At 63.3% G+C, this 25,361-nt stretch carries 19 protein-coding genes; 12 read left to right on the top strand and 7 right to left on the bottom strand.

The genetic code is table 11. The features are described 5' to 3' along the window. Positions 1–27: 27 nt before the first annotated feature. Entirely contained in the window at positions 28–1,512 is a 1,485-nt protein-coding gene (locus tag G3480_RS15445; RefSeq protein ID WP_164654793.1) for a glycogen synthase, read from the top strand. 367 nt (positions 1,513–1,879) lie between these two features. Here G3480_RS15445 and G3480_RS15440 read toward each other — a convergent pair whose 3' ends face one another. Further along, the gene (locus G3480_RS15440) at positions 1,880–2,293 is read right to left on the bottom strand and encodes a PilZ domain-containing protein (RefSeq protein WP_164654792.1); all 414 of its coding nucleotides are present in this window, start codon (positions 2,291–2,293) and stop codon (positions 1,880–1,882) included. Between the two features lie 342 nt (positions 2,294–2,635). Further along, positions 2,636–2,995: a hypothetical protein gene (locus G3480_RS15435; RefSeq protein ID WP_164654791.1), complete on the bottom strand. Its 360-nt coding sequence runs from the start codon at positions 2,993–2,995 to the stop codon at positions 2,636–2,638. 210 nt (positions 2,996–3,205) lie between these two features. Between G3480_RS15435 and folP the strand changes: the two genes are divergently transcribed. The 3 genes from folP to G3480_RS15420 all read left to right on the top strand — a co-directional run bounded on the left by folP (position 3,206) and on the right by G3480_RS15420 (position 7,621). Continuing rightward, a complete protein-coding gene (folP, locus tag G3480_RS15430; RefSeq protein ID WP_240905840.1) occupies positions 3,206–3,997 on the top strand; it encodes a dihydropteroate synthase in 792 nt (263 codons plus the stop codon). 27 nt (positions 3,998–4,024) lie between these two features. Next, positions 4,025–4,753, top strand: coding sequence for a monofunctional biosynthetic peptidoglycan transglycosylase (gene mtgA / locus G3480_RS15425; RefSeq protein ID WP_164654789.1), 729 nt, complete (start codon positions 4,025–4,027; stop codon positions 4,751–4,753). Between the two features lie 447 nt (positions 4,754–5,200). After that, positions 5,201–7,621, top strand: coding sequence for a penicillin-binding protein 1A (locus G3480_RS15420; protein WP_164654788.1), 2,421 nt, complete (start codon positions 5,201–5,203; stop codon positions 7,619–7,621). Positions 7,622–7,736: 115 nt separating this feature from the next. Here G3480_RS15420 and G3480_RS15415 read toward each other — a convergent pair whose 3' ends face one another. Further along, positions 7,737–8,567 carry a DUF6279 family lipoprotein gene (locus G3480_RS15415; protein ID WP_164654787.1) on the bottom strand — a complete coding sequence of 277 codons (831 nt, stop codon included), beginning with the start codon at positions 8,565–8,567 and terminating at the stop codon, positions 7,737–7,739. Between the two features lie 217 nt (positions 8,568–8,784). Between G3480_RS15415 and alaC the strand changes: the two genes are divergently transcribed. After that, positions 8,785–9,987 (top strand): alanine transaminase, encoded by a 1,203-nt coding sequence (gene alaC, locus G3480_RS15410; RefSeq protein ID WP_164654786.1) that lies wholly within the window; start codon positions 8,785–8,787, stop codon positions 9,985–9,987. 113 nt (positions 9,988–10,100) lie between these two features. After that, entirely contained in the window at positions 10,101–11,417 is a 1,317-nt protein-coding gene (locus tag G3480_RS15405; protein ID WP_164654785.1) for a homoserine dehydrogenase, read from the top strand. Between the two features lie 428 nt (positions 11,418–11,845). Here G3480_RS15405 and G3480_RS15400 read toward each other — a convergent pair whose 3' ends face one another. Together G3480_RS15400 and G3480_RS15395 are read right to left on the bottom strand one after the other, a co-directional pair. Beyond that, positions 11,846–12,658, bottom strand: coding sequence for an undecaprenyl-diphosphate phosphatase (locus G3480_RS15400; RefSeq protein ID WP_164654784.1), 813 nt, complete (start codon positions 12,656–12,658; stop codon positions 11,846–11,848). Positions 12,659–12,890: 232 nt separating this feature from the next. Beyond that, positions 12,891–13,532: a 4'-phosphopantetheinyl transferase family protein gene (locus G3480_RS15395; RefSeq protein ID WP_240905839.1), complete on the bottom strand. Its 642-nt coding sequence runs from the start codon at positions 13,530–13,532 to the stop codon at positions 12,891–12,893. 163 nt (positions 13,533–13,695) lie between these two features. Between G3480_RS15395 and G3480_RS15390 the strand changes: the two genes are divergently transcribed. The 6 genes from G3480_RS15390 (at position 13,696) to G3480_RS15365 (ending at position 23,226) form a co-directional block, all read left to right on the top strand. Beyond that, positions 13,696–13,905: a hypothetical protein gene (locus G3480_RS15390; RefSeq protein ID WP_164654782.1), complete on the top strand. Its 210-nt coding sequence runs from the start codon at positions 13,696–13,698 to the stop codon at positions 13,903–13,905. A 94-nt stretch (positions 13,906–13,999) separates the two neighbouring features. Then, positions 14,000–16,339: a Tex family protein gene (locus G3480_RS15385; protein WP_164654781.1), complete on the top strand. Its 2,340-nt coding sequence runs from the start codon at positions 14,000–14,002 to the stop codon at positions 16,337–16,339. Between the two features lie 42 nt (positions 16,340–16,381). Beyond that, positions 16,382–16,690 carry an SET domain-containing protein gene (locus G3480_RS15380; protein ID WP_206171735.1) on the top strand — a complete coding sequence of 103 codons (309 nt, stop codon included), beginning with the start codon at positions 16,382–16,384 and terminating at the stop codon, positions 16,688–16,690. A 432-nt stretch (positions 16,691–17,122) separates the two neighbouring features. Beyond that, positions 17,123–17,479: a hypothetical protein gene (locus G3480_RS15375; protein WP_164654779.1), complete on the top strand. Its 357-nt coding sequence runs from the start codon at positions 17,123–17,125 to the stop codon at positions 17,477–17,479. A 741-nt stretch (positions 17,480–18,220) separates the two neighbouring features. Next, positions 18,221–21,610, top strand: a complete 3,390-nt coding sequence (locus tag G3480_RS15370) for an ATP-binding protein (protein ID WP_164654778.1) — start codon at positions 18,221–18,223, stop codon at positions 21,608–21,610. Beyond that, positions 21,607–23,226, top strand: a complete 1,620-nt coding sequence (locus G3480_RS15365) for a response regulator (protein WP_164654777.1) — start codon at positions 21,607–21,609, stop codon at positions 23,224–23,226. The genes G3480_RS15370 and G3480_RS15365 overlap by 4 nt, the downstream gene beginning before the upstream one ends. Before the next feature lie 578 nt (positions 23,227–23,804). Here the strand turns inward: G3480_RS15365 and G3480_RS15360 are convergent. Then, positions 23,805–24,236: a type II toxin-antitoxin system VapC family toxin gene (locus G3480_RS15360; protein ID WP_164654776.1), complete on the bottom strand. Its 432-nt coding sequence runs from the start codon at positions 24,234–24,236 to the stop codon at positions 23,805–23,807. Next, entirely contained in the window at positions 24,230–24,490 is a 261-nt protein-coding gene (locus G3480_RS15355) for a type II toxin-antitoxin system VapB family antitoxin (protein WP_164654775.1), read from the bottom strand. Before G3480_RS15355 ends, G3480_RS15360 begins: the two co-directional genes overlap by 7 nt. Positions 24,491–25,361 lie beyond the last annotated feature (871 nt).

The following is a 25,361-nucleotide window of genomic DNA, read 5'->3' as shown; positions in this document are numbered from 1 at the left end:
CGTTCGTGGACGAAGAGGAGCTGGCGTATGCATATCGCCCTGGTGAGCGCCGAGTGTGCGCCCATCGCGAAGGCCGGGGGGCTTGGAGATTTCGTCCAGGGACTGGCGCATGAGCTGATCAAGGCCGGGGACAGCGTCGAAGTCTGGCTGCCTGCCTATGACGTGCTGCGGCGCGAGTTGATCAGCGGGCTGGCCGAGGCCGATGCCCCCTTGCAGGTGCCGTTTTATCAACAGCGGATCCACTGCCGTCTCCTGTCTGGGGACATCGAGGGGATTCCATTGCGCCTCTTCGACCCTCAGTCCGAGCAGCGTTTCTTTCAGCGCTCGCGGATCTATGGGGATGCGGACGATGCCGAGCGCTTCGCCTTCTTCTGCAGCGCCGTCCTGGAGCATTTCACCCAGTCCGAGCGGCCTCCCGACATCTTGCACTGCAATGACTGGCAGACCGGGCTGCTGCCCGTGCTTCTTGCTGAGCGTTGTGGTGAGCAGGCGCAGGCTCGAACCTGCTACACGCTGCACAATGTTGGCTACCAGGGGAAGGTCGCGCCTTCCATTCTGGATCAAGTCGGCCTGAATTCAGCCGCACTCATGACCCAGGATCGCTTGGCTGACCCGCATCAGCCAGGGATGGCTAACCTGATGAAGGGGGGCATTCTCTACGCTGGGTTCGTCAACACAGTGTCGCCGCGCTATGCCTGGGAGGTGCAGAACACGGAGCAGGGCATGGGGCTGCAGTCGGTCTTCCGGGACAATCGCCACAAGTTTGGCGGTATCCTCAACGGCATCGACGCAAGCGTGTGGGGGCCGGAGGTCGACGCGCAGATCCCGGTCAATTTCAGCGCTGGCTCGCTGCCGAAGAAGGCAGTGAATCGTCGCGAGTTGCGCACGCGCTTGGGGCTGCAAGAGGTGGAGAAGCCCATTTTTGCGGTGGTTAGTCGGCTCGACCGGCAAAAAGGCGTCGACCTCATTGAGCACGGCGTTCGCTATGCGCTCGCGGAAGGCGGGCAGGCGGTCTTGCTTGGCTCCTCGCTCGACCCGGACATCAATAAGGCCTTCACGTCGCTCAAGGCGGAACTGGGCTCGGGCCCGGACTGCCACCTCGAGCTGGGCTATGACGAGTCTCTGGCCCACCTCATCTACGCGGGGGCGGACATGATCCTGATCCCCAGCCTCTACGAGCCCTGTGGTCTGACACAGCTCATTGCGATGAAGTACGGGACCGTGCCCATCGTGCGACGTGTCGGCGGTCTCGCCGACACGGTCTTCGACGCACACTACTCGGACAAGTCATTCGATGCGCGCAACGGCTATGTCTTCGACGACCCCACAGAGGCCGGCTTGGAGGATGCCATGAGCCGCGCCATCGGGCTCTGGCAGCGTTTTCCGCAGTATTTTCGGCAGTTGCGCGTCAACGGCATGCGTGGCGACTATTCATGGCGCAAGCCCGCTCAAGACTATCGCGAGATCTACAAGCGACTGGAGCAGCTCGCAGCGCCGGCCCAGCCTGCCTGAATTCGGCCTTTTTCATCAGTTGGGCCGGTAGGGTGGACGCGCGAGCGCGAAGTCCACCCAATCCCGCGTCGGCGTTGGTGGACTGCGCTGCGCTTGTCCACCCTGCGGAAGACGACTGGCCGAAACGATGATCGACGCCCTGAATTCGGGCGATGCCGCCGATTGGCGGCATCATCCAGAAGCAGGCGATGGCGGCGCGGGTTGTTCCAAAAAGGCGATGGCAGCGCTTGCGGATAGGCGCTGCAACGAAGATCTCGGCGATGCTTTAGAAAGTGTCCATCAACAACTTCCCCCCTTTCGCAAAGGGGGGCTAGGGGGGATTTCGGGCGGCATCGCTCGCATCGGGAAACAATTGATGGGCACTTTCTTAGGCGAGTCTTTGGTCCTGCTGCTCAAGGTTTGCGCGGTAGGATGTGGGATCCTCGTCGGTCTTGAGGGTGCGGATGCTCGTGAGGGCAAGCTCGCCGACGTCTGAGAACTCGATCCCGAGACACCAGAGGTCATCCGTGCCCGTCGGCGAGATCCAGACCACAGATCCGACTGCCTGAATACCCTCCGGCAGCTCCGGCGATTCCATTTCGACCAGCAATCGAGATCGCAAGGCGAAGAGACGGTCGCTGCAGACCTGAAGACCTCCTTCGCTGATGTTACGGCCCGTGACATCATGCATGCCGAGCCTCGTCGTCTTGGGCTCTAAGCTCAATGGGAGCAGCCTGACGTGACACCTCCAGGCGACCCGTTCTTCATTGCGCCTTTCGTCCGCGAGTATCTCAGACGTCATCGATCGATTCCCTCCTGCGTTGAGTCTTGATGTGGGGCTTGAGACCGGCGCAGCGCCATAACCGCAGAGCCGTTACGCCTTGACGGAAGCGGCGCTCAGGCGGACTGGCAGCAGTCGATACGACTGTGCTTGGCCGTCAGCGTGCGGCTTGTGTCTTTACGATCTAGCGAGACTTCGCCGCAGACCGACGAGTCATGCCATCGGGATTGCTATCGTCGGTTCGATCCCGATCCCGATCCCGATGGCCTTGAAGTATACGGCGATTCGATCAGGAACCTGAAGCCCCTAAAATTGCAATGGATTCTTGCCGCTGTTGTCGCAGCTTGCATGGCCTCGGGCGGCCTATTCCCGGTGCATCAGGCAATTCGGAGCCAGGCGAATGCGCCGCGTCTGACCGGGCCTGATACTGACGACCCCAGAGCAATCGTTGAGGCCGATGGAGTAGCCCATGAGGTACTCTCCGGAGTCGAGCTTGACACTATAGCTTTGCCCCATTCCCAAACGGTATAGGGGTTTACCGTTGAGTGTGACGTACATGGTGCCGAAGATGCCGACCGGTGAGTGGTTTCTGGAGATGATCAGGGTCCCCGCCTGGGAGGGATTCTTGGGCGGGGGAAGGCTCCCAATTGGGCCGCCGGAGTAGGCGCATCCGGCGAGAAAAAGGCTGGCGAGCAGGATCGACGCTGAGTGGTGCCTGGTCATTTGAAGGTCTCATGGCTTGTATTTGGTCGGGCCGTCCCATGCCAGTGAGATCGGGCTCAGCGCGATGCTGGGCCGGTCGTCGGTGTGGGGCAGATCCGAGATTCTGGCAAAATGATGCGCGTCCCCGGCGGTTGACGTCAAAACATCGAGCAGCAAGGCGAAGCAATGATGAGCCAAGCATCCCAGAGAACCAGTGATGGTCCCCAGATCATGGCCATCCTTAACCTGACCCCGGACAGTTTTTCGGACGGGGGTCAGTACAGGGATCCGGAGCAAGCCGTCCGCCATGCCTTGACGATGCTCGCGGAAGGCGCGGATATCCTCGACCTGGGGGGGGAGTCGACGCGGCCGGGCTCGAAGTCGGTCACGCCGCAAGAGCAGGAGCGACGGGTGCTGCCCGTCATTCGTCGCTTGCGTGAGCAGATTCCGGAGTCCGTCCCCATGAGTATCGATACCACCTCGGCGCGGGTTGCGCGGGCCGCGCTGGATGCCGGTGCAACTTGGATCAATGATACTTCGGCGGGGCTGGACGACCCGCAGATGCTTGCGTTGGCCGCAGAGCGGGGAGTCCCGATCGTGCTCATGCACCGCCAGGGCATCCCCGAGACCATGCAGCAGGCCCCGAGCTATAAAGACGTGGTTGCCGAGGTTTGTCATCATCTCGCCGCGCGGGCCCAGGCGGCGCTTGCCGCAGGCGTCGAGGCAGATCGTATTCTGCTCGATCCGGGCATTGGCTTCGGTAAGCTGGCGGCTCACAATCTGGCGCTCTTGGCTGCGCTGGACCGCATTGTCGCCCTCGGCTTCCAGGTGCTGCTCGGCACCAGCCGAAAAGGCTTCATGAGGGCCATCTGCGGCGGCGTCGAGCCGACACAGCTCATGCCGGCGACCTGCGCGACTACCACCCTTGGCGTCATGAGTGGAGTGCGGGTCTTTCGTGTGCATGACGTGGCGGGAAATCGTCAGGCCGCAGACATCGCCTGGGCGGTGCGCAATGCCGGCTAAGCCCGATGTGCGGGGCGGGCGCGACCGGTGAGCAGTGGGCGCAGAAAGGGCTCGCGGCTGCTGCGCTGGACCCTGCGGGTCCTGCTCGGTTTCGTGCTCTTGTCCTTGGGGCTCGTTGCCCTGTTCCGCTGGGTCGATCCGCCCATGTCTGCCGTCATGCTGCAGCATTGGGCGGCAGCCCGCCTGGGAGAGAAAGCTCCGCCCTATGTCTATCACGAGTGGGTGGATTGGGAGCGCATTCCGGGGGAGGTTGCCTTGGCCGTTCTGGCGGCGGAGGATCAACGGTTTCCGACGCATCGGGGCTTCGACTTCATCGAGCTGCGCAAGGCGGTCGAGGCCTATCAGGAAGGCGGACACTTGCGCGGCGCCAGCACCATCAGTCAGCAGACCGCGAAGAATCTCTTCCTCTGGTCCGGGCGTGATGTTGTCCGCAAGGGATTGGAGGCCTGGCTCACGCTGTTGATGGAGACGCTCTGGCCGAAAGAGCGCATTCTCGAGGTCTATCTCAATATCGCCCAGCTCGGGCCGGATACTTACGGTGTGGGTGCCGCCAGCTGGCGCTTCTTCGACCGACCGGTCGACGGGATCGAGCCGCAGCAGGCCGCGCTCATGGCGGCCGTTCTGCCGAATCCGGAGATCTACCAGCTGGCGAATCCCACCGCGAAAGTCCGTCGTCGGGCCGCTCGGATCGCGCAGCAGATGCGAAGCCTCGGCGGAATCGGCTATCTCAAGAAGCTCTCACCGCGCGAGTCCTGATCCCCGGCGCCTGGCTCCTAGGCCGCTGCCCTTGCAGTCGACGAAAGCGAAGGCATCTTCCCGCTGGCGCGTTCGGTCTTTGGAGGGATGTATCTAAGCATCGCCCGTCAGCGGCCTTGGTGTACAATCGCGCAGCATCCGAGTAGGTGAATAACCCTTGATTTTCAGGGCCCGACCGTTGCAAGAAGGCGGCTGCGGGTGGAGTGGATATTGGACAAAGAACCGACCCAAGCCAGGCGATCGCCGCGCCCCGCCGGCAGGCCCGCCCGGCCTGCATCCAAGACCGCATCAGGCGCTGCCCGTCCTGCCAAACCGGGCGCAAAGAAGGCTTCCCCCAAAGGGTCGACTGCCAGGAAGCGACCCAAGTCCAGCGGTGCGCCCAAGCGGATTCAGCCGAAGCGCGTCTCGCGGGCGCCGCGGTCTCCAGTCGGTTGGTTCCTCCACCTCATGAGCGTTGGTCTCGGCGCCCCGCTGCAGCTCATGGTCCTGGGGCTGCTCGGCGCGGCGATCTTCGTCAGCGTCACCTTGCCCGAACTCCCGGACGTGCGATCGCTGCGTGATGTGCAGTTCAGGGAGCCGCTGCGTGTCTTTAGCGCGGACGGTAGCTTCATGGGCGAATTCGGTGTTCAGAGGCGCCGCCCCGTCTCGATCGTGGACATTCCTCCGGTCGTTATCCAAGCCTTCCTGGCCACCGAGGATAGTCGCTTCTACGAGCACAATGGCATCGACGCCGTAGGCATGGCGCGCGCGCTCGTCAGCTATGTCGCCACGGGACAGAAGGCACAGGGTGGCAGCACCATTTCCATGCAGGTGACGCGCAACTTTTTCCTATCGCCCGAGAAGACCTTTCAGCGCAAGCTCACGGAAGTTCTGCTCACCATGCATGTCGAGCAGACGCTGAGCAAGGACGAGATTCTCGAACTCTACCTGAATCAGATCTTCTTCGGACATCGGGCCTACGGCATCTCGGCGGCGGCCGCGCTCTATTATGGCAAGGGCCTCGACGAACTCAGCGTTGCGGAAGCGGCCATGCTCGCGGGTATCCCCAAGGCGCCCTCGACCAATAACCCCGTCACCAATCCGCAACGGGCGCTTGAGCGGCGCAATTACATCCTGGGGAGGATGTTTGAGCTTGGCTTCATCGACGCCGCGGAGCGCGATCTCTCCCGCAGCACGCCGGACATGGCGAGCCTGCATCGACGCGAGCGGGAGCTGGACGCCGGCTATGCCGCAGAGATGGTGCGGGCCGAGATCGTGCGCTTCTATGGCGAAGATGCCATCAGGGCCGGCTATCGGGTGACGACGACCATCGATTCTCGGCTCCAGACCGAGGCGCAGGACGCCCTGCGCAAATCGCTGAGACTCTATGATCGGCGTCATGGCTATCGGGGGCCGGAGGCGACGGTGGACCTTGCCGACATGACTCAGCAAGACATGGATGACTACCTGCGCGACGTGACGCCTGCGCCAGAGCTGGAGCCGGGCCTTGTGACCAAGGTCAGCCAGTCGTCGATGGAGGTGTACATGGGTGCGGGCGAGCATGTGACGCTGCGCGGGAGCACTTTTTCCTGGGCGCGTCGTTATCGCAATTCGGCGCGCTGGCGCGGGGAGCGCCGCAAGTCCTCGGACGCCATTGCCGTTGGCGATCTGGTGCGCCTCAAGCGGTTGGAGAAGGGCGACTGGACCCTGTCTCAGATCCCCGCCGTCGCGGGCGCGCTGGTCTCGCTGGATCCCCATGACGGCGCGGTGCGCGCGCTGGTCGGGGGCTACTCCTTTTCGACTTCCAAGTTCAACCGCGCGGTCGACATGCGCCGCCAGCCAGGCTCAAGCTTCAAGCCCTTCGTCTATGCCTCTGCGCTGAATGAAGGCTGGACGCCGGCCAGTCTGCTGCGCGACGAGGCGGTCAAGCTCACGACCAATGAACGCTGGAACCCCAAGAACGCCGATCACAAGGAACTCGGGCCGATTCGGATGCGCAAGGCGCTTGCACTTTCGCGCAATCTCGCCAGCATCAATCTCTTGCAAAGCGTCGGCATGGAAGACGCGCAGTCTTATATCAGCCGTTTTGGCTTCGACCTCCAGGCGATGCCATTGGGCCTGTCGATGGCCTTGGGCACGGGTGAGCTATCGCCAGTGAAGCTCGCCGAGGGCTATGCGGTCTTCGCCAACGGCGGTTATCACGTCGTTCCCTATTTCATCGAGCGGATCGAAGATGGCGACGGCAACGTGCTCTTCGAGGCGAATCCGGCCAGGTCGTGCGCCGACTGCTGGTATAAGTCGGGTGAGGAAGGCGCGACCTCGGCAGGGACTCAGCCTGGCGTGCGCGCGGAGCAAGTCATCGATCCGCGTACGGCCTATCAGATCACCTCGCTGCTGCGCGAGGTCGTGGAGCATGGGACCGGTCGGCGGGCGCTCAAGCTCAAGCGTCCCGACATCGTGGGCAAGACGGGTACTACCAACGACGTCCGCGACTCCTGGTTCTCCGGCTACCAAGCCAACTTCGTCACCATCGCCTGGATGGGTTTCGATGATTTCGGCAAGCTCGGCCGTGGTGAAGAGGGCGGCAGGGCTGCGCTCGGGATGTGGGTCGACTTCATGGAGGACGCACTCAAGGATCAGCCGATTGCCGAGCTGGAGCCTCCGGAGGGGCTGATCGAGGTGCGCGTCGATCCGACGCGCGGCGTTGAGACCAAGTCCAAGAGCGGCATCGTCGAACTCATTCAAGCCGAGTATCGCGACAACATCCTCGGACCCGAGCCGATCCGCGTTGCCGCGCCGAGTGCTTCGAAGAAGCGTAAGGGGGGTGGCAGCAGGGGCTCTCGCACGGTACAGCGCTCCGCGCCTCGGGTCATGGATGATCTCTTCTAGCGGTCGCGCTGCGTTTAGAAAGTGTCCATCAGTTGTTTCCCGATGCGAGCGATGCCGCCTGAAATCCCCCCTAGCCTCCCTTTGCGAAAGGGGGAGGTTGTTGATGGAGGCTTTCTTAGCATTGCAGGGGCGCTAGCCGGGGCTGCTTCTGCAACTCCATGAGGTCGTCGCGCAACCGCTCCAGGCGCTTCTCCAGGTGTCTGCGCTGCGTCTCGTCGAAGCTCGAGCCCAGTCGAATGAAGAGGGTGCTGATCCCTGCCTCGATCTGCTCGCCCGCTTGACGCAGGCTTTGCGGTAGGTCGCTGAAGTCGACCAGCCAGGCCGTCATGAAGGCATCGATCTCAGGCTCGCCGGCGCCGCGCTTCAGGCGCTGAATCAGCTGGCCTCGCTTGCGGCTGCGATATTCGATGACGGCTGACTCGGACTCGGGCATTTGCGCCGTCACCTGTCTGACGATCTGCTCCTGATCTTGGCGCAAGGGTCCGGTCCAGTCTTCGATTGCCTTGATGTAGCGGCGTGCCCGCTTCGCTTGCTCCCAACTGAGGTTGCGCTTGGCAAGGTCTGCCCTGTCTTCCGCGGTATCCTCGCGAAAGCGGCGCTCGAGGGCGTTCAGCTGAGCGGGCGTGAGGTCGGCCAGGAGCGGGGCGGCCAGCTCGACCGCGAGCCTGGCGTGTCGCTCGTAGAGTGTGCGGAATGCGCCCGTCAGACAGGCCATATTGCTTGTATCGAACCCCGTGCGACTCGCGGCGAGCACCTGATCGAAGAAGGCCGCCAGATAGGGCAGCTCTTGAGACCGATGCCGCGCCAGCTCCTGCTCGAGCCTGGGCTCCCAGCGCGCTACCTGATCGCTCGCGAGGTCGAGATAGTCGATCGCATACTGCTTGGCGAAGAAGTCCGCCGTGTTGTAGGCGATGGTGACGCGGCTGCAGCCGCTGATCGCGAGCATGCAAACCGTCGCGACGAGCAGCAGGTGACACAGTCTCCAGGCAGGGCCCGTTGGATGAGGCCGATCCTCAAGGCGCCGCGCTGCCAGGCTGGACGATGCGCTGAATCCGCCTTGGTATCCCTTGCGAATTCTTAAGGGCGCAACGGGGTTATTTGAATCTGGGTGGCCCGACTGTAGACTTAGACGCTTTAGCCAATTCATCACCGTGAGGTCCTCAGTGGTTGCCCCCGAGTCCGACTTTAACCGCATCAAGCGACTCCCTCCCTACGTCTTCAATATCGTCAACGAGTTGAAGGCAGAGGCGCGAGCGCGGGGCGAGGACATCATCGATTTCGGCATGGGCAATCCCGACCAGCCCACGCCGCAGCATATCGTCGATAAACTGACCGAGGCGTCCAATCGCCGCGACACGCATCGCTACTCGGTCTCTCGTGGTATCCCGCGTCTGCGCCGCGCCATCTGCCATTGGTATCGAGACCGCTTCGACGTCCATTTAGATCCCGACTCGGAGGCCATCGTCACCATTGGGTCAAAAGAGGGGCTTGCGCATCTGGCGCTTGCGACCATGGGCGCCGGTGACACCGTCTTGGTCCCCAACCCTGCCTATCCGATTCACCCCTACGGCTTCATCATTGCCGGGGCCGACGTGCGCCATGTGCGCTTGACGCCGGATGTCGATTTCTTCGAGGAGCTGAAGAAGGCCATCCAGGAGTCCTGGCCCAAGCCCAAGATGCTGGTCCTGAACTTCCCCGGCAACCCGACCACCCAGTGCGTGGAACTGGATTTCTTCCAGAAGGTGGTCGACATTGCCAGCGAAGCGGGGATCTGGGTGGTGCATGACATCGCCTACGCGGACATCGTCTTCGACGGCTACAAGGCGCCTTCGATCCTGCAAGTTCCAGGGGCCAAGGAGATCGCCGTGGAGTTCTTCTCCATGTCCAAGAGCTACAACATGCCCGGCTGGCGCGTCGGCTTCATGTGCGGCAACAAGACACTGGTGTCTGCCCTGGCGCGGATCAAATCCTACCTGGACTACGGCACCTTCACGCCCATTCAGGTCGCCGCCATCGCCGCGCTCGAGGGCCCGCAGAGCTGCGTGCGGGAGATCTCCGAGATGTACGAGAGCCGTCGGGACGTGCTCTGCAGCGGCTTGAATGCAGCCGGTTGGGCCATCGAGCCGCCCAAGGCGACCATGTTCGTCTGGGCACCCATTCCCGAGCCCTACCGTGAGATGGGGTCGCTGGAGTTCTCCAAGAAGCTGCTGCGTGAGGCCAAGGTGGCCGTCTCTCCGGGGATCGGCTTCGGTGAGTATGGCGACAGCCATGTGCGCTTCGGCCTCATCGAGAACGAGCACCGCACACGCCAGGCGATTCGCGGTATCAAGGAGATGTTTCGCCAGGATTCCCGCGCCGGGTCTTGATCCTGTTTGCGCCTCGGATCATCCGAGGTGCTCAACGAGCTGTGTAGAATCTACGGGCGTCCCTCCTGCGATCCGCTTGCGGCGAGGACCCTTATTGAACCGAGGTAAGACGTATGGAACCGGTCAAGGTCGGATTGTTGGGGCTTGGAACCGTCGGCGGTGGCACGGTGAGCGTGTTGACCCGCAATGCCGCCGAGATCGCCCGTCGCGCGGGTCGCGGCATCGAGATTGCCCACGCCGCAGCACGTGAGTACAAGCCCGAGGGGATCGATGGGATCGCCCAAATCGGCCGGATCGGTGATGATGCCTTCGCTGTCGTCGAGGATCCGGAGATCCAGATCGTCATCGAGCTGATCGGCGGTTACTCCCCGGCGCGCGAGTTGGTGCTCAAGGCCATCGAGAACGGCAAGCACGTCGTCACGGCCAACAAGGCTCTCATCGCCAAGCACGGCAACGAGATCTTCGCGGCGGCCCAGAAGCAGGGTGTCATGGTGGGATTCGAGGCCGCCGTTGCGGGCGGCATTCCTATCATCAAGGCGCTGAGAGAAGGCCTGGCGGCCAACCACATCGAGTGGATGGCGGGCATCATCAACGGCACGGGGAACTTCATCCTCACCGAGATGCGCGACAAGGGCCGCGACTTTGCCGATGTCCTGGCGGAGGCCCAGGCGCTCGGTTATGCGGAGGCCGATCCGACCTTCGACGTCGAGGGTATCGACGCGGCACACAAGCTCACCATCCTTGGCTCGCTGGCCTTCGGCATCCCGCTGCAGTTCGACCGCTGCTTTACCGAGGGGATCTCCAAGATCGATGCCCAGGATGTGGCCTATGCGGCCGAACTCGGCTATCGGATCAAGCATCTCGGCATCGCGCGTCGCTCGGCCGGCGGCATCGAACTGCGCGTCCATCCGACGCTCATCCCGGAGCGTCGCCTCATTGCCAACGTCGACGGCGTCATGAACGCCGTGCTGGTCAAGGGCGACGCCGTGGGTCCGACGCTCTACTATGGCGCCGGCGCGGGCGCGCTGCCGACGGCCTCAGCCGTGGTTGCCGACGTCATCGATGTGGTGCGCGCGCTGACCACGGACCCCAACAACCGGGTTCCTCATCTCGCCTTCCAGCCGGACGAACTCGCGGACACCCCCGTGCTGCCGATCGCAGAGGTCGAGACGGCCTACTACCTGCGCCTCCTGGCGCTGGATCAGCCCGGCGTCATGGCCCGTATCGCCAGCATTCTTGGCGATCAGGGCATCAGCATTGAGGCGATCAAGCAGAAGGAGCCGGGGGAGGGCGACTCCCATGTCCCGCTCGTCATGCTGACCCATGGTGTCGTCGAGGGACACATGAATCAGGCGATTGCCCAAATCGAGGCCCTGGAATCCGTCATCGAGCCCGTGGTGCGGATTCGCATGGAGACGCTGTCTGGCTGACTGCACCATGACTCTACCTTGATGTCGTAAGGGTGCCTCAGTCGTCCTGGTCCGAGCCGGCCCCAAAGCGGGGCCGATGCCATCGACATGACGTCGCCTGCCTCACGCAGCTGGTACGAGCTTTGACAGGGTCGGTAGGATGGGCAAAGTCCGCACTCGGGGCTTGAGCCTCACCTCGGCGCTGGACGGACGTGCCCATGCTGCAAGACGCTGAGCTGGGATGATGGGCGCGCCCCGCGACCCTCGGCACTCCGAAAGAAGCGCATCGCCAGGGCTTTGCCCATCCGGGATCGGAACTGCGGGTCTGTTGTTTCCCGGAAATCTCCTTAGAAAGCGTCCACCAACAACTTCCCCCCTTTCGCAAAGGGGGGCCAGGGGGGATTTCGGGCGGGATCGCTCGCATCGGGAAACAATTGATGAGCACCTTCTTACCAAACCAAGAACAAGATCACCCCGCCCAGCAAGAATCGGTAGAGCACGAACGGCAGCATGCTGATGCGCTCGATGAACCTCAGGAAGAAATGGATCGTGAGGTAGGCGACGACGAAGGAAACGGCGCCGCCGAGCCCGAGCGCCGACCAGTCGGTCGGGTCTTGTGCCTCGAGAAGGTCCAGGGTCTCGAGTGCGCCGGCCATCAGGATGGTCGGGATGGCGAGCAGAAAAGAAAAGCGTGAGGCCGCTTGTCGGGTCAGGCCGAGCATGAGCCCAGCGGTGATGGTGATCCCGGAGCGGGATGTGCCCGGGATGATCGCGACCGCTTGCATGAGCCCGACGATGACGGCGTCGCGCCATCCGATGGAGTATTCGTCCCGGCTGCGCCTGCCGCTCCAATCCGCCCACCAAAGGAGCAGTCCGAAGCCGATCGTGGTGCCTGCGATCACCAGGGCGATGAGCGTCTCGTCTTGCCGCAGGTACTCGAGCACGGACTTCAGTGGCAGCCCCAGAAGGACCACGGGGAGCGTGGCGAGTAGCAGCATCCAGCCGAGCCGTGCGTCAGGATCCTCGAGGCGCCGTGTGCGCATGGAGCCCATCACGGCCAAGACCATGCGGACGACTTCGTGCCGGAAATAGAGAATGACCGCGGCCAGGGTTCCAAGATGAACCGAAACGTCGAAGGCGAGGCTCTGCAGCTCGTAGCCAAAGAGCAAGGGGGCAAGGACGAGGTGGCCCGAACTTGAGATGGGCAGGAACTCGGTGATGCCCTGGACGAAGCCAAGCAAGAGGATTTGGATGGTTTCCACGAGACGACTCCTGGGTGCGAGGGCCGGGAGTATAAACCTTCGTCGCGGACAAGAGACGATGTGTTGAACGCATTGCGCCTAGTGTTTCGCTGCGCAAGTTCCGAGACCGTTGCCTCCTCGTTGTCGTTGTCGTTGTCGTGATCGCGGTCTCGACATGGCGAATATTCGATTACGACAACGACAACGACCTGAGACGGTCTCGGGACTTTCGCACAGTTGCACTAGAGGCCTGTCAATCCAGATCGAATGTCTGCCACAAGTCTTTGGCAGGCAGGCTGGGCGAGGCGATGGCCGCAACATAGCCCGCCTCTGGGATGCAGTTGCGAACCAGGGGATGCAGCGCGTTCGCGGCGCGTTGGCGAAAGAGTCCTCGGCCGTCGCACTTGGCGTCGGCCTCCAGCGCCGTCCAAGCCAGATAGAAGCGCTCCAGCTGCTCGGATTCGGGTGTTCGTTTGAGCGCTGCGACGCTCTCTGGATCGAACATCCGTTCGGCAATGGCAAAAATATCGATCCGCGGTCGGATCCACTCGCAGTCAACGCCAAGCTCGCGCTCTGGGGCTAGCCCGAGACGCACGCCGACCAAGGCGAGATCGCCCGTCGTGCTCAGGTTGAAGGAGAGACTCAGATCGCCTGCTTCGAGATAGGGCTTGCCGGCCGGGCCATAGCGGAATTCGAGCCGACCGGGCGCCTCGTCGAGGTAGCCTGCGAGGATCCGGCGCAGACCCGCTTGGGCGCGGATATAGCGCTCCCGGTATTGGGCATGGCGCATGCGCTCGGCGCGCTCGCGCTGGCGAGGCCCAAGAATGGGCAGGCAGCGATTCAGATCGGCGCCACGGCCGTCCGCGCGAATACGCCAGAGATGCAGGTCTTGCATGCTGAGCGCCGGATGGCTCGCTGGGCGCGTCCAACAAATCGCTCCATCCCTGATAGGAGCAGCAGGCTTGCTCATCGGCATGTCCCTTGTCATTTTGACCCCAATTGTCATCTTCCTATAATCTCCGCCCAGGTATCCCGGCGCGCGCATCTGGAGGTATTTCGTGCAGTCCCCGAATGATCCCCGTGTAGAGGCCTGTGTCGAGATTCTGTGCAGTCGGGGTTGCCGTCAGGTTCGGTTGGACATCGCTGCGCTCCAGGCTGGCAAGGACCTGCCCGAGACCCGAGAGCTGTCAGCGGAGCAAAAGGCGCGTCTCCTCATCGAACTCGAGCAGATCATGTCCGTTTACGGAGACAGCTGCCGCTTCGATTAGCCTATCAGCTTACTGGATCCGCTCGGTCTGCCCAAGTACCACCCTGTCCTGTCATCCCCCCATCTTTCTTGCATCGCGTAACTTAGAAACCCCTATGACCAAGATCATCGAGACCATCAGCCAAGAGCTATCGGCCCGTCCGGCCCAAGTCGAGGCGGCCGTTCGGCTGCTGGATGAGGGGGCGACCGTGCCCTTCATCGCGCGTTATCGCAAGGAGGCAACGGGTGGTCTCGATGATATCCAGCTCAGGCACCTCGAAGAGCGGCTGGGCTATCTGCGCGAACTCGATGAGCGACGGGTGGCCGTGCTCAAGAGCATCGAGGAGCAGGGCAAACTGAGCGATGAACTGCAGGCCGAGATCGAGGCGGCCGAGACCAAGCAGCGGCTGGAAGACCTCTATCTGCCCTACAAGCCCAAGCGCCGCACCAAGGCACAGATCGCGCGCGAGGCGGGCTTGGAGCCCCTGGCCGATGTCCTTCTATCCGATCCCGCGCAAGCCCCAGAAGCCTTGGCGACCGACTATGTCGACGCGGCCAAGGGGGTCGCGGACAGCGCCGCGGCACTCGAGGGTGCGCGGCAGATCCTCATGGAGCGCTTCGCTGAGGACCCGGAACTGACCGGACGGCTGCGTGATCATCTTTGGGAGAACGGGGTCCTGGTCTCGCGTGTCGTCGAGGGCAAGGAGCAGGAAGGCAACAAATTCTCGGACTATTTCGACTATCGTGAGTCCGTCGCCAAGATTCCGTCGCACCGCGCCTTGGCCCTGTTCCGGGGGCGCAATCAGGGCGTTCTCACCCTGGACCTGCTCGCCGGCGAAGGCGAGGATCCCGACGCGATTTGTCGCGGCCTTATTGCGACCCGCTTCGAGGTCCGCCACCAAGGCCGGCCGGGCGATGATTGGCTGATGGAGACGGTGCGTAAGGCCTGGCGTATCAAGCTGATGACACGTTTGGATCTGGAGCTGAAGCACCGTCTGATGGAGGCGGCCGAGGAGGAGGCGATCCGCGTCTTCGGCCTGAATCTCAAGGCGCTGCTGTTGGCGGCGCCCGCTGGGCGTCTGCCGACGATCGGTCTGGATCCGGGGCTGCGCACCGGCGTCAAGGTGGCCGTGGTCGATGGGACGGGTAAGGTCTCGGCGACCGATACCATCTATCCGCACGCGCCCAAGAAGCAGTGGGATGCTTCCATTGCGCGCTTGGCGGATCTGGCGAAGAAAGAGGGCGTTAAGCTCATCAGCATCGGCAATGGCACGGCCTCGCGGGAGACCGATCGTCTGGCGCGCGACCTCATCCAGCGGCATCCGGAGCTGGGCTTGAAGTCCTTGGTCGTCAGCGAGGCCGGCGCCTCGGTCTATTCGGCGTCCGAGTTTGCCTCCAAGGAGCTGCCGACGCTGGACGTCTCGCTGCGCGGGGCGGTGTCCATCGCACGGCGGCTGCAGGACCCGCTCGCCGAGCTGGTCAAGATCGAGCCCAAGGCGATCGGCGTCGGCCAATACCAGCACGACGTCAATCAGACCCGCTTGGCGCGCACCTTGGACGCGGTGGTCGAAGACTGCGTGAACGCTGTGGGTGTCGATTTGAATACCGCCTCGGTGCCACTGCTGACCCAGGTTTCGGGGCTGAACCGCGGGCTGGCGGAGAACATCGTTCAGTTCCGCGAGGATCACGGTGCCTTCAAGAGCCGCAAGGATCTCATGGCCGTGCCCCGCTTCGGCGATAAGGCGTTCCAGCAGAGTGCAGGCTTCCTGCGCGTCACGGACGGTGAAGAGCCCTTGGATGTCTCAGCGGTTCATCCAGAGGCCTACCCTGTGGTGCGTCGTATCGTGGAAAAGACCGGCAAGACCATCGCCGACCTGATCGGCGAGGGGACCATCCTGCGTCGTCTCGATCCCAAGGACTTCATCGACGAGCAGTTCGGCTTGCCGACAGTCAAGGACATCCTGAGCGAGCTGGAGAAGCCAGGCCGCGACCCGCGTCCAGAGTTCAAGACGGCGCAGTTCAAGGAAGGCGTCGAGACGCTCAAGGACCTGGAGCCTGGTATGGTTCTGGAGGGGACGGTGACCAATGTCACCAACTTCGGTGCCTTCGTCGATGTCGGCGTCCATCAGGACGGTCTGGTGCACATCTCGGCGCTCGCGGATCGCTTCGTCAAGGATCCGCACGAGGTCGTCAAGTCCGGTGATCTCGTCAAGGTCAAGGTGCTGGAGGTCGATCTAGACCGCAAGCGGATCGCCCTGAGCATGCGAATGGGCGATGCGAGCCAAGGTGGGGCTGCCAAATCGCCGGCGGGGCGGGGCGCGGGGCGCGATTCCGTCCGCTCGCAGCCTAAGCCGAGGTCACAAGGCGCTGCCCAGAAGGCTCCGGCCGCGCCGCCGCCTGCGGGGATCATGGGTGGCGCCTTGGCCGATGCCTTTGCCAAGGCGAGAAAGGGTTAGGTCGGGCGGGCAGGCGTGGGCGCTCGCAGATGGACGTCGCCGTTGCAGTCCCGGGTCTACTCAGCCCGCTCGGAGATCCATGGATTGGGTTGCTTCGCGCGCGTGCGCTTCGAGTTAGGCGACTTTATCGGTAGCTACGAGGGACCCGAAGTCAGGGAGGACGGCCGCTACGTCCTCTGGGTTTATGATGCCGACGCCGATCAAGTGACCGCGCGGCTGGGGACGAATCTCCTGCGCTGGGTGAATCACAGCGACCAGCCGAATGCAGAGTTCGACGGCTTCGACCTCTATGCCAAGGTCGTCATCGCCGCGGGCGACGAGATCACCTGCGACTACGGGGCTGCGCTCTGAGTGGTGCGATGCCCGCTCCCTTGAGCCCAGAAGGCGCTGCCAACCACCAGGCCGGCGGATGCCCGCAGGGCGTCCGCCAGCGATGCCAACCGCGGCCTTGATCATAACTGCGTCCACTGCGGCGAAGCCGAGTGCGTCGTCAGGCCATCCTGGCCTGACATCATCAGGGCTGGAAGCCCTGACTCCGCAGGATGCGCCACCGGATGGCCGGGATAATGACGGAGGCCCCAACTGCAACGCCAAGGGTGGCGCCGCTGCGCGTGCCGCCGAGGTGATGCCGTCGCAACGGCCGGAGTGATGACTATCGCCGGCAGTGCCGCCACGGCGGGACATTGAACACGCTGAGCTTTAGTGCGGTTCAACCGATCCGTGAAGGTTGTTCCTAATCTGGATCTGGCAATTCTGGATCTGGCAATGACTCAGGAGTCCGAAATGCAAGAACGACCCCTTATCAAGACCGCGATCCCCAGGCACCGCTACCAGGTCGGCAGCTATATGGCCGCCCTGCTCGGTGACATCGAGAGCGACGACACGCGTGCTTATCGCTACATCCTCGCCTTCGTGCCTGCGGGTCAGCGCGAGCCCTCGCTCTATGTCTGCGCTGAGATGAGTCCGCCCGCCGAGCGTGCCGACGGCGCCTACCGACTGCGGGTAGTGGGTGAGCTGATGTCCGAGGTGGTGGACACGAACGACCGTTGGGGAGATCTGAATGCCTTCGCGGAGCAGGCGCTGAAGACCGGCGCCCAGGTGCTGGGGCTGTCATCGGCGCAGATCGTCAAGCTGATGTGATGCCGCGTCAGGCATGATCGATGCCTGAGCCTGTTAGCCTGCCCTTGAGCCCCTAGAATCCTTGAGGGCGCAAAATGCTTGCAGATGAGTCAAATTTCGATGAAGCGTCCGACCATCCAAGGCCGTCGGTATCGGGATCGAACCGACGATAGCGATCCCGATTCCGATAGCGATCCCGATGGCATGACGCGTCGGTCTGAGGCGAAGCCTCGCTAGAGATCGCCAAGCAGGCTAAGAAAATGATCATCAATTGTTCCCCGATGCGAGCGATGCCGCCCGAAATCCCGCCTGCCCCCCCTTTGCGAAAGGGGGCAAGTTGTTGATGCACACTTCCTACGAGGCTGTTTGAAAACTCCCTCGTGATGCTTCGTGGGAGCGGCGCCCCGCCGCGACGCCCCCGTCTCGGCTGGTGCTCGGAGAAGGCAGCTTTGCAACCGGCTTCCAAGCCTCTTCCCCGCTGAACGGGGTAGCCGCGGGCTTGATCGTGATTCCGCTTTGCGCTGCGCGCCGAGCGATCGCTTGGAATATTGGCCGGCCTCGGTGTTGCAATCTGCGAGGCTGTACTGTATCGCTGTTAGCGGACGCATGTTCTCCCCCAGGGCCGACGCGACCGGGCAGCCGTCTTGATCGGCAGTTCGTGTTCCATCAGGCTATGCGATAGGGCCATGTCCCGAGTTGGCCGGCATCGCTTGCGCGAGTGTCGATCATGTCGAGAATCCCTTCCCTCCGGATCCGAGTCTCATGAATACAGAATCCAGCCTTGACTCACCAGGTATCGACCTCAGTCAGTGCGAGGCTGAACCCATTCACCTGTCCGGCGCCATTCAGCCGCACGGCGTCTTGTTGGCCTTGCATGGCCCCGCCTTGCGGGTGACTCAGGCGACACCCACCAGCCTGGATCTCCTCGGCATTGCGGCAGCCGATCTCTTGGAGTGCGAGCTGGAGCAGGTGCTGGGTGCGGGACTGGCCGAGTCGGTTCAGGAGGCGCTGGCCCGCTACCGCGAGCTACCCACCGCCCCGGTGTCCTTCCGCTGGGAGCCGCCAGGGGCTGATCGCGCCTTTGCCGCTTATGTGCACGAGATCGAGACCGCCGTGTTGCTGGAGCTGGAGCCAGCAAATCCGGTCTCAGGCGGCTCGCTGGCCCAGGCCGTGCGGGCCTTCGGCCTGGTGCGCACGCAGACGGATCTGCCGACCAAGCTGCAGACGGCCGCGACCCTCTTCCGACGTCTGACCGGCTATGACCGAGTGATGATCTATCGCTTGGACAGATTGGACTGGCACGGTGAGATCGTCGCCGAGGACTGCCGTGCGGACCTCGAGTCCTATCTGGGGTTGCACTACCCCGCCTCGGACATCCCACCGCAGGCCCGGCGCCTCTATCTGATCAATCAGTCGCGCGTCATCGTCGACGTGGATTACACCCCCGCCCCCATCCTGCCCGCGTTGAATCCCATCAGCGGGCAGCCACTCGATCTGTCGCACAGCCTCTTGCGCAGCGTCTCGCCAGTGCACCTGGAGTATCTGCGCAACATGGGCTCGCGGGCCACACTGACCCTGTCGTTGCTGCGGGATGGTGAACTCTGGGGGATGATCTCCTGCCACCACAACACGCCCTATCCGGTCTCGGACGACATCCGCGAGATCGCCGGCTGGATGGCACAGAACCTCGCGACCGAGATCGCGCTGGCGGAGCAGCTGCGCGAAAAACGCGATGAGGCCGATCTCAGGCAGTGCCGCGATCGTATTCTCGCAGCCATGCGCGAGGGCGCGCGACTGCCGAGCCTCCTGAGCGGGCCGCGGCAGGCCGATCTGCTTGGTGCTCTGCGGGCCGACGGCGTGGCACTGATCCAGGGCGACGAAGCCCACACTGCTGGTGTGACGCCGGATGCTGCACGCATCCTCGACATCTTCGCGGGACTGAGCGCCCGCTCCCCCAGCCGCGCCTCGCCGCTCTTTGCCACCGACTGTCTGAGTGAGCACCTGGAGGGGACGGACGACCTGGGCGCGACCGCCGCTGGGGTGGCGATGGTTTCGCTGGATAGCCCAGGTTCGCCCAAGCTGATGTGGTTCCGCGTCGAGCAATTGCGCCACGTCACCTGGGGCGGCAACCCCGACAAGGCGGTGACGCTCGAGCCGGATGGTCGGCTGAGCCCGCGTCAGTCCTTTGCAGCCTGGTCCCAGACGGTCCGCTTGCGCAGTCGGCGCTGGACCCCGGAGGAGCAGGCGGCGGCACTGGAACTTCGCGCGCTGATCGACCTGGAGATGCTCAGACAGGCCGAGGAGCAGCTGCGTCAGACCCAAACGCTCTTGCATGCCGCGATCGAGACCCTCGGCGAGGGGTTCGTCATCTATGACGCCGAAGAGCGCCTCGTCTACTGCAACGAGGAATATCGCAACCTCTACCGCACCTCGGCCCCCATCATCGCGACCGGGCGGACCTTCGAGGAGATCCTCCGCTACGGCGTCGAGCGCGGGCAGTATCGGGATGCGCTCGGCCGGGAAGAGGAATGGGTCGCGGAGCGCCTGACCAGCCACCGTCTGGGTGAGGAGGATCGGATCCAGCAGCTCGACGACGGCCGTTGGCTGCAGGTGAGGGAATGCCGCGTCCCCGACGGATCTTCCGTCGGTATCCGGGTCGACGTGACCGAACTCTACCAGGCCAAGGAAGCGGCCGAGGCCGCCAACATCGCCAAGAGCCGGTTCCTGGCGGTCATGAGTCATGAGATTCGCACCCCCATGAATGCCATTCTTGGCATGGCGCAGCTCTGCTTGATGCCGCATCTTGCGGATGAGGAGCGGCGGGACTACGCCAGGACGATCCTCAACGCCGGCCAGACCTTGCTGACCCTAATCAATGACATCCTTGATTTCTCCAGGGTCGAAGCGGGCAAGGTGCAACTCGCTGTGAGCAGTTGCGACATGCGTCAGCTGATCCGCGAGACGCAGACGCTCTTCGTCGAATCGGCCAGGAGCAAGCATCTGGCGCTGACAGTCCATTGGACGGGGCCGGATGGTCAGAACTATCGAGTCGACGCTAACCGTCTGCGTCAGATGCTGGACAACCTGGTGGCCAACGCCATCAAGTTCACCGCGCAGGGAGAGATTTGCATCGAGGGGCGCGAGGTGCGCCGCGATGGGCCCACCGCCATCCTGGAGTTCGCCGTTTCCGATACCGGGATCGGGATTGCGCAAAACCTCCAGGGGCTGTTGTTTCAGCCCTTCTCGCAGGCCGGCGAGGCGACCACGCGACTCTATGGCGGCACCGGCCTGGGTCTCTCGATCGTGCGCAGTCTGGCGCGCTTGATGGGTGGCGATGTTGGTGTCGAAAGCCAGCCTGGGCAGGGGTCGCGGTTCTGGTTCCGGATCTCTGCGGAGCCCTTGGCCATGGGCGAGGACCGGCGCCACAGGCCGCGATTCGCGCAAGACGGGGCCGCTGGAGCAACCCTCCAGGCCATCTTTGCCGGCCGCGTGCTCGTGGTCGACGACGAACGATCCAATCGCAGGCTCATGCAGGCCATCCTGACCAAGCTGGGAGCGAGCGTGCTGCTCGCGGAAGATGGCGCGCAAGCCGTCGCGGCGATCACGGGAGGCGAGCGGCCGGATCTCGTGCTCATGGATTGCCAGATGCCGGTGCTGGACGGCTACGCGGCCACCCAGCGGATCCGGCTTTGGGAGCGCGAGACGGACCGGCCACGCCTGCCGATCCTCGCCCTGACCGCCGCGGCCTTCGAGGAAGATCGCCAGCGTTGTTTGCAGGTCGGCATGGACGATGTGCTCACCAAACCGCTCATGATCGACACCCTGACTGAGATGCTCGGTCGTTGGCTGCCCAAGGCTGATGAGCCACCGCCCGAGGTCGGCGGGGCGGAGCTGTCCATGGACGCGGTGCGGGTGGAGGTTGTTGACCGGGAGCGCGTCTTGGCCCTCGTGGAGCAGCTTCAACCCCTGCTGGCCGACCACAAATTCGATGCCTTCGCATGTTTGAAGGCACTACAGGCCTTGTTCGCGGGTACGCCGGTCGCAGCGGAGCTGGACGTGGTCAGCGAGCATCTATCGGCCTTTCGCTTCGATCAGGCGCTGGAACAATTGCGCCGCATTGTTCAGGCCCAGGGCTGGGAGGGGCTACCATGACCGAAGACAGACCGCGCATCCTGGCGATCGATGATACGCCGGCCAATCTCTTCACGCTCGGGACCGCGCTGGCGGAGGAGTTCGATCTGCAGATCGCGACTTCGGGTGCCACGGGCCTGGAGCTGGCCTGCGGATCGCCCCCCGATCTCATCCTGCTCGATGTCATGATGCCCGAGATGGATGGATTCGAGACCTGTCGACGCTTGAAGGCGGAGCCGCGCCTGAGGGACATTCCGGTCGTCTTCATCACCGCAGTGAGCGAAACGGATGCGGAGGTCAAGGGCCTGGCGCTCGGCGCGGCCGACTACATCTTCAAGCCCTTCAACGTGGACATCACGCGCCAGCGCATTCGTAACCTCTTGGATCGGGAGCGCTTGCGCAAGGCGGTCGAGGTCCATCGGGATCAACTCGAGGCTCGGGTCGCCGAGCGGACCCAGTCCCTGTCGATCGCCAAAGAGGACGCCGAGAGGGCCAGTCGGGCCAAGAGTGCCTTCCTGGCCAATATGAGCCATGAGCTGCGCACACCCATGAACGCCATCATCGGGTTCACAGGCATCGCGCTGCGTCGCGCTGAAGACGCTCGGCTGTGTGACCACTTGACCAAGATCGAGCAGGCATCGAAGCATCTTCTCGGTATCATCAACGACATCCTCGACCTTTCCCGCATCGACGCCGAACGCATGGAGCTGGCGCGGGAGCCCTTCACTCTCGGGGAGGTGATCGGTCGGAGCCTGGACGTCGTCGCCAACAAGGCCCAGGAAAAGGGATTGCGGATCCAGGTTCAGCTCGCCTCGGGGCTGTCCGAGCGCCGTTTCCTCGGCGACGCCCAGCGCCTGGGGCAGGTGCTGATCAATCTGCTCAACAATGCCGTCACCTTCACCCTGCGGGGCGGCATCTGCCTGCGCATCAAGGTGCTGGAAGAGCATCCAGACACCATGCTCCTGCGCTGGGAGGTCCAGGACACTGGCGTTGGCCTCTCGGCGGAGGCCCAACCGCGCATCTTCCACGCCTTCGAACAGGCCGACAATTCGCTGACCCGCCGGCACGGCGGCACCGGCCTGGGGCTGGCCATCAGCAGGCGTATGGTGCACCTCATGGGCGGCGAGATGGGGGTGGAGAGCGAGCCCGGCGTCGGCAGTACCTTCTGGTTTGCACTGCGCCTCGACCAAGCCGCCGCCGGCGCTGTGCCTTCCCAGCCGGCGGGCATGGCTTCGGCGGCGACCCGCATCGAGTCCCAGCATGCCGGCGCGCGCCTCCTTCTGGCCGAAGACGACCTCATCAACCAAGAAGTCGCCCAAGAGCAGCTGAGCGGTCTGGGGCTGGTCATCGACCTGGCGGTGGATGGGGTCGAGGCCGTGCGACTGGCCCGACACACCCCCTATGCCATCATCCTCATGGACATGCAGATGCCGCGCATGAGCGGTTTGGAGGCCACCCGGGCGATTCGCGCCGATTCTCTGAACCGGCAAACGCCGATCCTGGCGATGACGGCCAACGCCTTCGCCGAGGACCGCCAGGCCTGCCTCGAGGCCGGCATGAATGATCATCTCGCTAAGCCCATCGAGCCGCAGCGGCTGTTCGAGACCCTCTTGCTATGGCTGGATGGACAGTGCTGAGCGCGCCTGCCGCCGAGCACAAGTGTTGTTCCCAACAGGATTTCGTCGCAAATTTCCAAGATTCGCCCGCCGCGCCATCGGCGATGCTGCCCGCATTGCCACGCCGCCCCAGAAGTAAGGGAGAGTATAGGGAATCGACCCAATCCGGTCACTGAGGCGCGCCAGCCCAGTGACTCGTGCGTTCCAGATCCGGTCACTGGACTCGCCGCAATGAGCGTCTGCTGCATCCTGATAGCGGAAAGTCCCTCTCGTTTCGCGAGTGACAGGTCACGACCCATTCCGGTCATAGAGCATCTTTGGGTCAGCGACCGCTTTTCCGATGATCTCAGCCACGATGCATCGTGTTTGCTTGTCCCGGCCTGCCCGGCAGGCAAGGCGTGGCGAGGAAGAACTGCGCGAAAGGCTCCCCCTGCGTAGCGCCGACACTCCCGGAACAGGACGCCGCGGCGCATCCGGCGAAGGGCGCTTGGGTATGGATCGCCACGATCACCAACACCCGGGTCACGCTGGGAACGCACCATCAGGAAAAAACGATCTCGTCCGGCCGAATTAGAGCGGGCCGAGCCGTGACAGCTCAGTCAGCCGCCTTCCGCCCCGTCCTGGGGAAACTCGGGCGGACCAAGCGCAACCGCCGGGAGATCAGTCTGCGGAAAGTCGTCACCTTTGTAGAGCAATGGCTGTTTGCGGATGCTCGCCAAGGCGTACGAGCAGCAGTCGCCGAGGTTGAGCGAGGCTGGGTGCAATCCCTTCCCGAAACGCTCATAGGCCACGCGCGCTGCACGCGCCTGAATCGCGTCGAAAGGCACGATTTCGATGCCGAGATCCGCCAGCAAAGCCTCGAGTTCGGCGACGGCCTCCGCCCCTTTGCGCCGGTAGAGCACGATCGACGTCTCCAAGACGGAGAACGCGCTGATGCAGCGCACGGGATCCGCTGCCAATGCATTCGTCAAACGCTCGGCCTCGGACTCACCGAACAGAACCGCCACCATAGCCGAGCTATCGATCACCATGGATCGAAGGCACCATCGGCACTGTAGCCGAGAATGTCCTCAGCAGAACGCGGGTCACGGTCGGACAGCTGAGCACACCGCTCCTGGGCTTGCCGAATCCGAGCGATCGCGGATACCTCGCTGCGCTGGCGCTGAAGCCGACTAGCACGTTCTTGCAGGGCAGAGAGAAGGATCTGCGGGATCGGTTCGCCGGTTTGGCTGGCAAGATCTCGTGCCAGTTGCTCGACTTCCTCGTTGACGATCGTGAGAGCCATACCGACAACCTCTTCTGCAGATGCTGTTTGAAGTGTATCAAATCGAACGTCCACCGCCCCCCCCCAAACGACGCGCCGCGCCATTGAAGCAAGGGCCAAGAATCAACTGCAAGGCGCGATCGGACAAGCAAGACGAACAGCTCTTTCGCTCGACATCCGTGTCCTGTACGGGTGAGCACGGCTGCCTCTCATTGCGAACATCCTTCAGTGAGTTGCGAGCACCGACTCCCGCAGCGGCAGTGTCTGCAATAGTGGGCTGATCCGTCACTCGCGGGTTGCCGGGCAGTGACGGCTCCTGGCCGGCTGCTGCCATAACGAAGACCCAAGACGGGCATCGTCGTGGCTCACAAGCCTCGACAACAACAAGCTGGATTCGCCCGGAACTTTCGTCAACCTCAACTGACCTTCGCCGTCACTGATATCGAGCCCATCAAGCTCGATGGTCCCTGACAAGTTGCGGCAGTTAGGCGATTTCCGGGAAACAACAGACCCGCAGTTCCGATCCCGTAGATGGGCAAAGCCTTGGCGATGCGCTTCGTTCGGAGTGCCGAGGGTCGAGGGGCGTGCCCATCATTCCAGCTCAGCGCTTTGCGGCATGGGCTCGTCCATCCAGCGCCGAGGTGACGCTCAAGCCCCGAGTGCGGACTTTGCCCATCCTATCGACCCGCGCCCTTTGGGTTAGGCCATTTCCGGAGTTCGCCTCAGAGGCTGTCTGAAAAACCTCGGGGCGACTTTAGTCGCCCTTGGCACTGGGGGGAGGGCGAATGAATTCGCCCCTTGTATTTTCTGTTCTAAGGGATTGATAAGGAGGAGTGATAAACGGAGTTTATGAAGAGAGCCCGGGAAGCCGTTCGCCCCTGAAGCCTGGACG

Source organism: Thiorhodococcus mannitoliphagus (assembly GCF_010915725.1).
GTDB lineage: Bacteria > Pseudomonadota > Gammaproteobacteria > Chromatiales > Chromatiaceae > Thiorhodococcus > Thiorhodococcus mannitoliphagus.
This window is presented reverse-complemented; position numbering and strand designations above follow the sequence as displayed.

Excerpts from the sequence above, each read along its gene's own strand:
- G3480_RS15445 (WP_164654793.1), top strand. The coding sequence starts at position 28 with ATGCATATCGCCCTGGTGAGCGCCGAGTGTGCGCCCATCGCGAAGGCC.
- G3480_RS15440 (WP_164654792.1), bottom strand. The coding sequence starts at position 2,293 with ATGACGTCTGAGATACTCGCGGACGAAAGGCGCAATGAAGAACGGGTC.
- G3480_RS15435 (WP_164654791.1), bottom strand. The coding sequence starts at position 2,995 with ATGACCAGGCACCACTCAGCGTCGATCCTGCTCGCCAGCCTTTTTCTC.
- folP (WP_240905840.1), top strand. The coding sequence starts at position 3,206 with ATGGCCATCCTTAACCTGACCCCGGACAGTTTTTCGGACGGGGGTCAG.
- G3480_RS15420 (WP_164654788.1), top strand. The coding sequence starts at position 5,201 with ATGAGCGTTGGTCTCGGCGCCCCGCTGCAGCTCATGGTCCTGGGGCTG.
- G3480_RS15415 (WP_164654787.1), bottom strand. The coding sequence starts at position 8,567 with ATGCTCGCGATCAGCGGCTGCAGCCGCGTCACCATCGCCTACAACACG.
- G3480_RS15405 (WP_164654785.1), top strand. The coding sequence starts at position 10,101 with ATGGAACCGGTCAAGGTCGGATTGTTGGGGCTTGGAACCGTCGGCGGT.
- G3480_RS15395 (WP_240905839.1), bottom strand. The coding sequence starts at position 13,532 with ATGCAAGACCTGCATCTCTGGCGTATTCGCGCGGACGGCCGTGGCGCC.
- G3480_RS15385 (WP_164654781.1), top strand. The coding sequence starts at position 14,000 with ATGACCAAGATCATCGAGACCATCAGCCAAGAGCTATCGGCCCGTCCG.
- G3480_RS15375 (WP_164654779.1), top strand. The coding sequence starts at position 17,123 with ATGCAAGAACGACCCCTTATCAAGACCGCGATCCCCAGGCACCGCTAC.
- G3480_RS15370 (WP_164654778.1), top strand. The coding sequence starts at position 18,221 with ATGAATACAGAATCCAGCCTTGACTCACCAGGTATCGACCTCAGTCAG.
- G3480_RS15365 (WP_164654777.1), top strand. The coding sequence starts at position 21,607 with ATGACCGAAGACAGACCGCGCATCCTGGCGATCGATGATACGCCGGCC.
- G3480_RS15360 (WP_164654776.1), bottom strand. The coding sequence starts at position 24,236 with ATGGTGATCGATAGCTCGGCTATGGTGGCGGTTCTGTTCGGTGAGTCC.
- G3480_RS15355 (WP_164654775.1), bottom strand. The coding sequence starts at position 24,490 with ATGGCTCTCACGATCGTCAACGAGGAAGTCGAGCAACTGGCACGAGAT.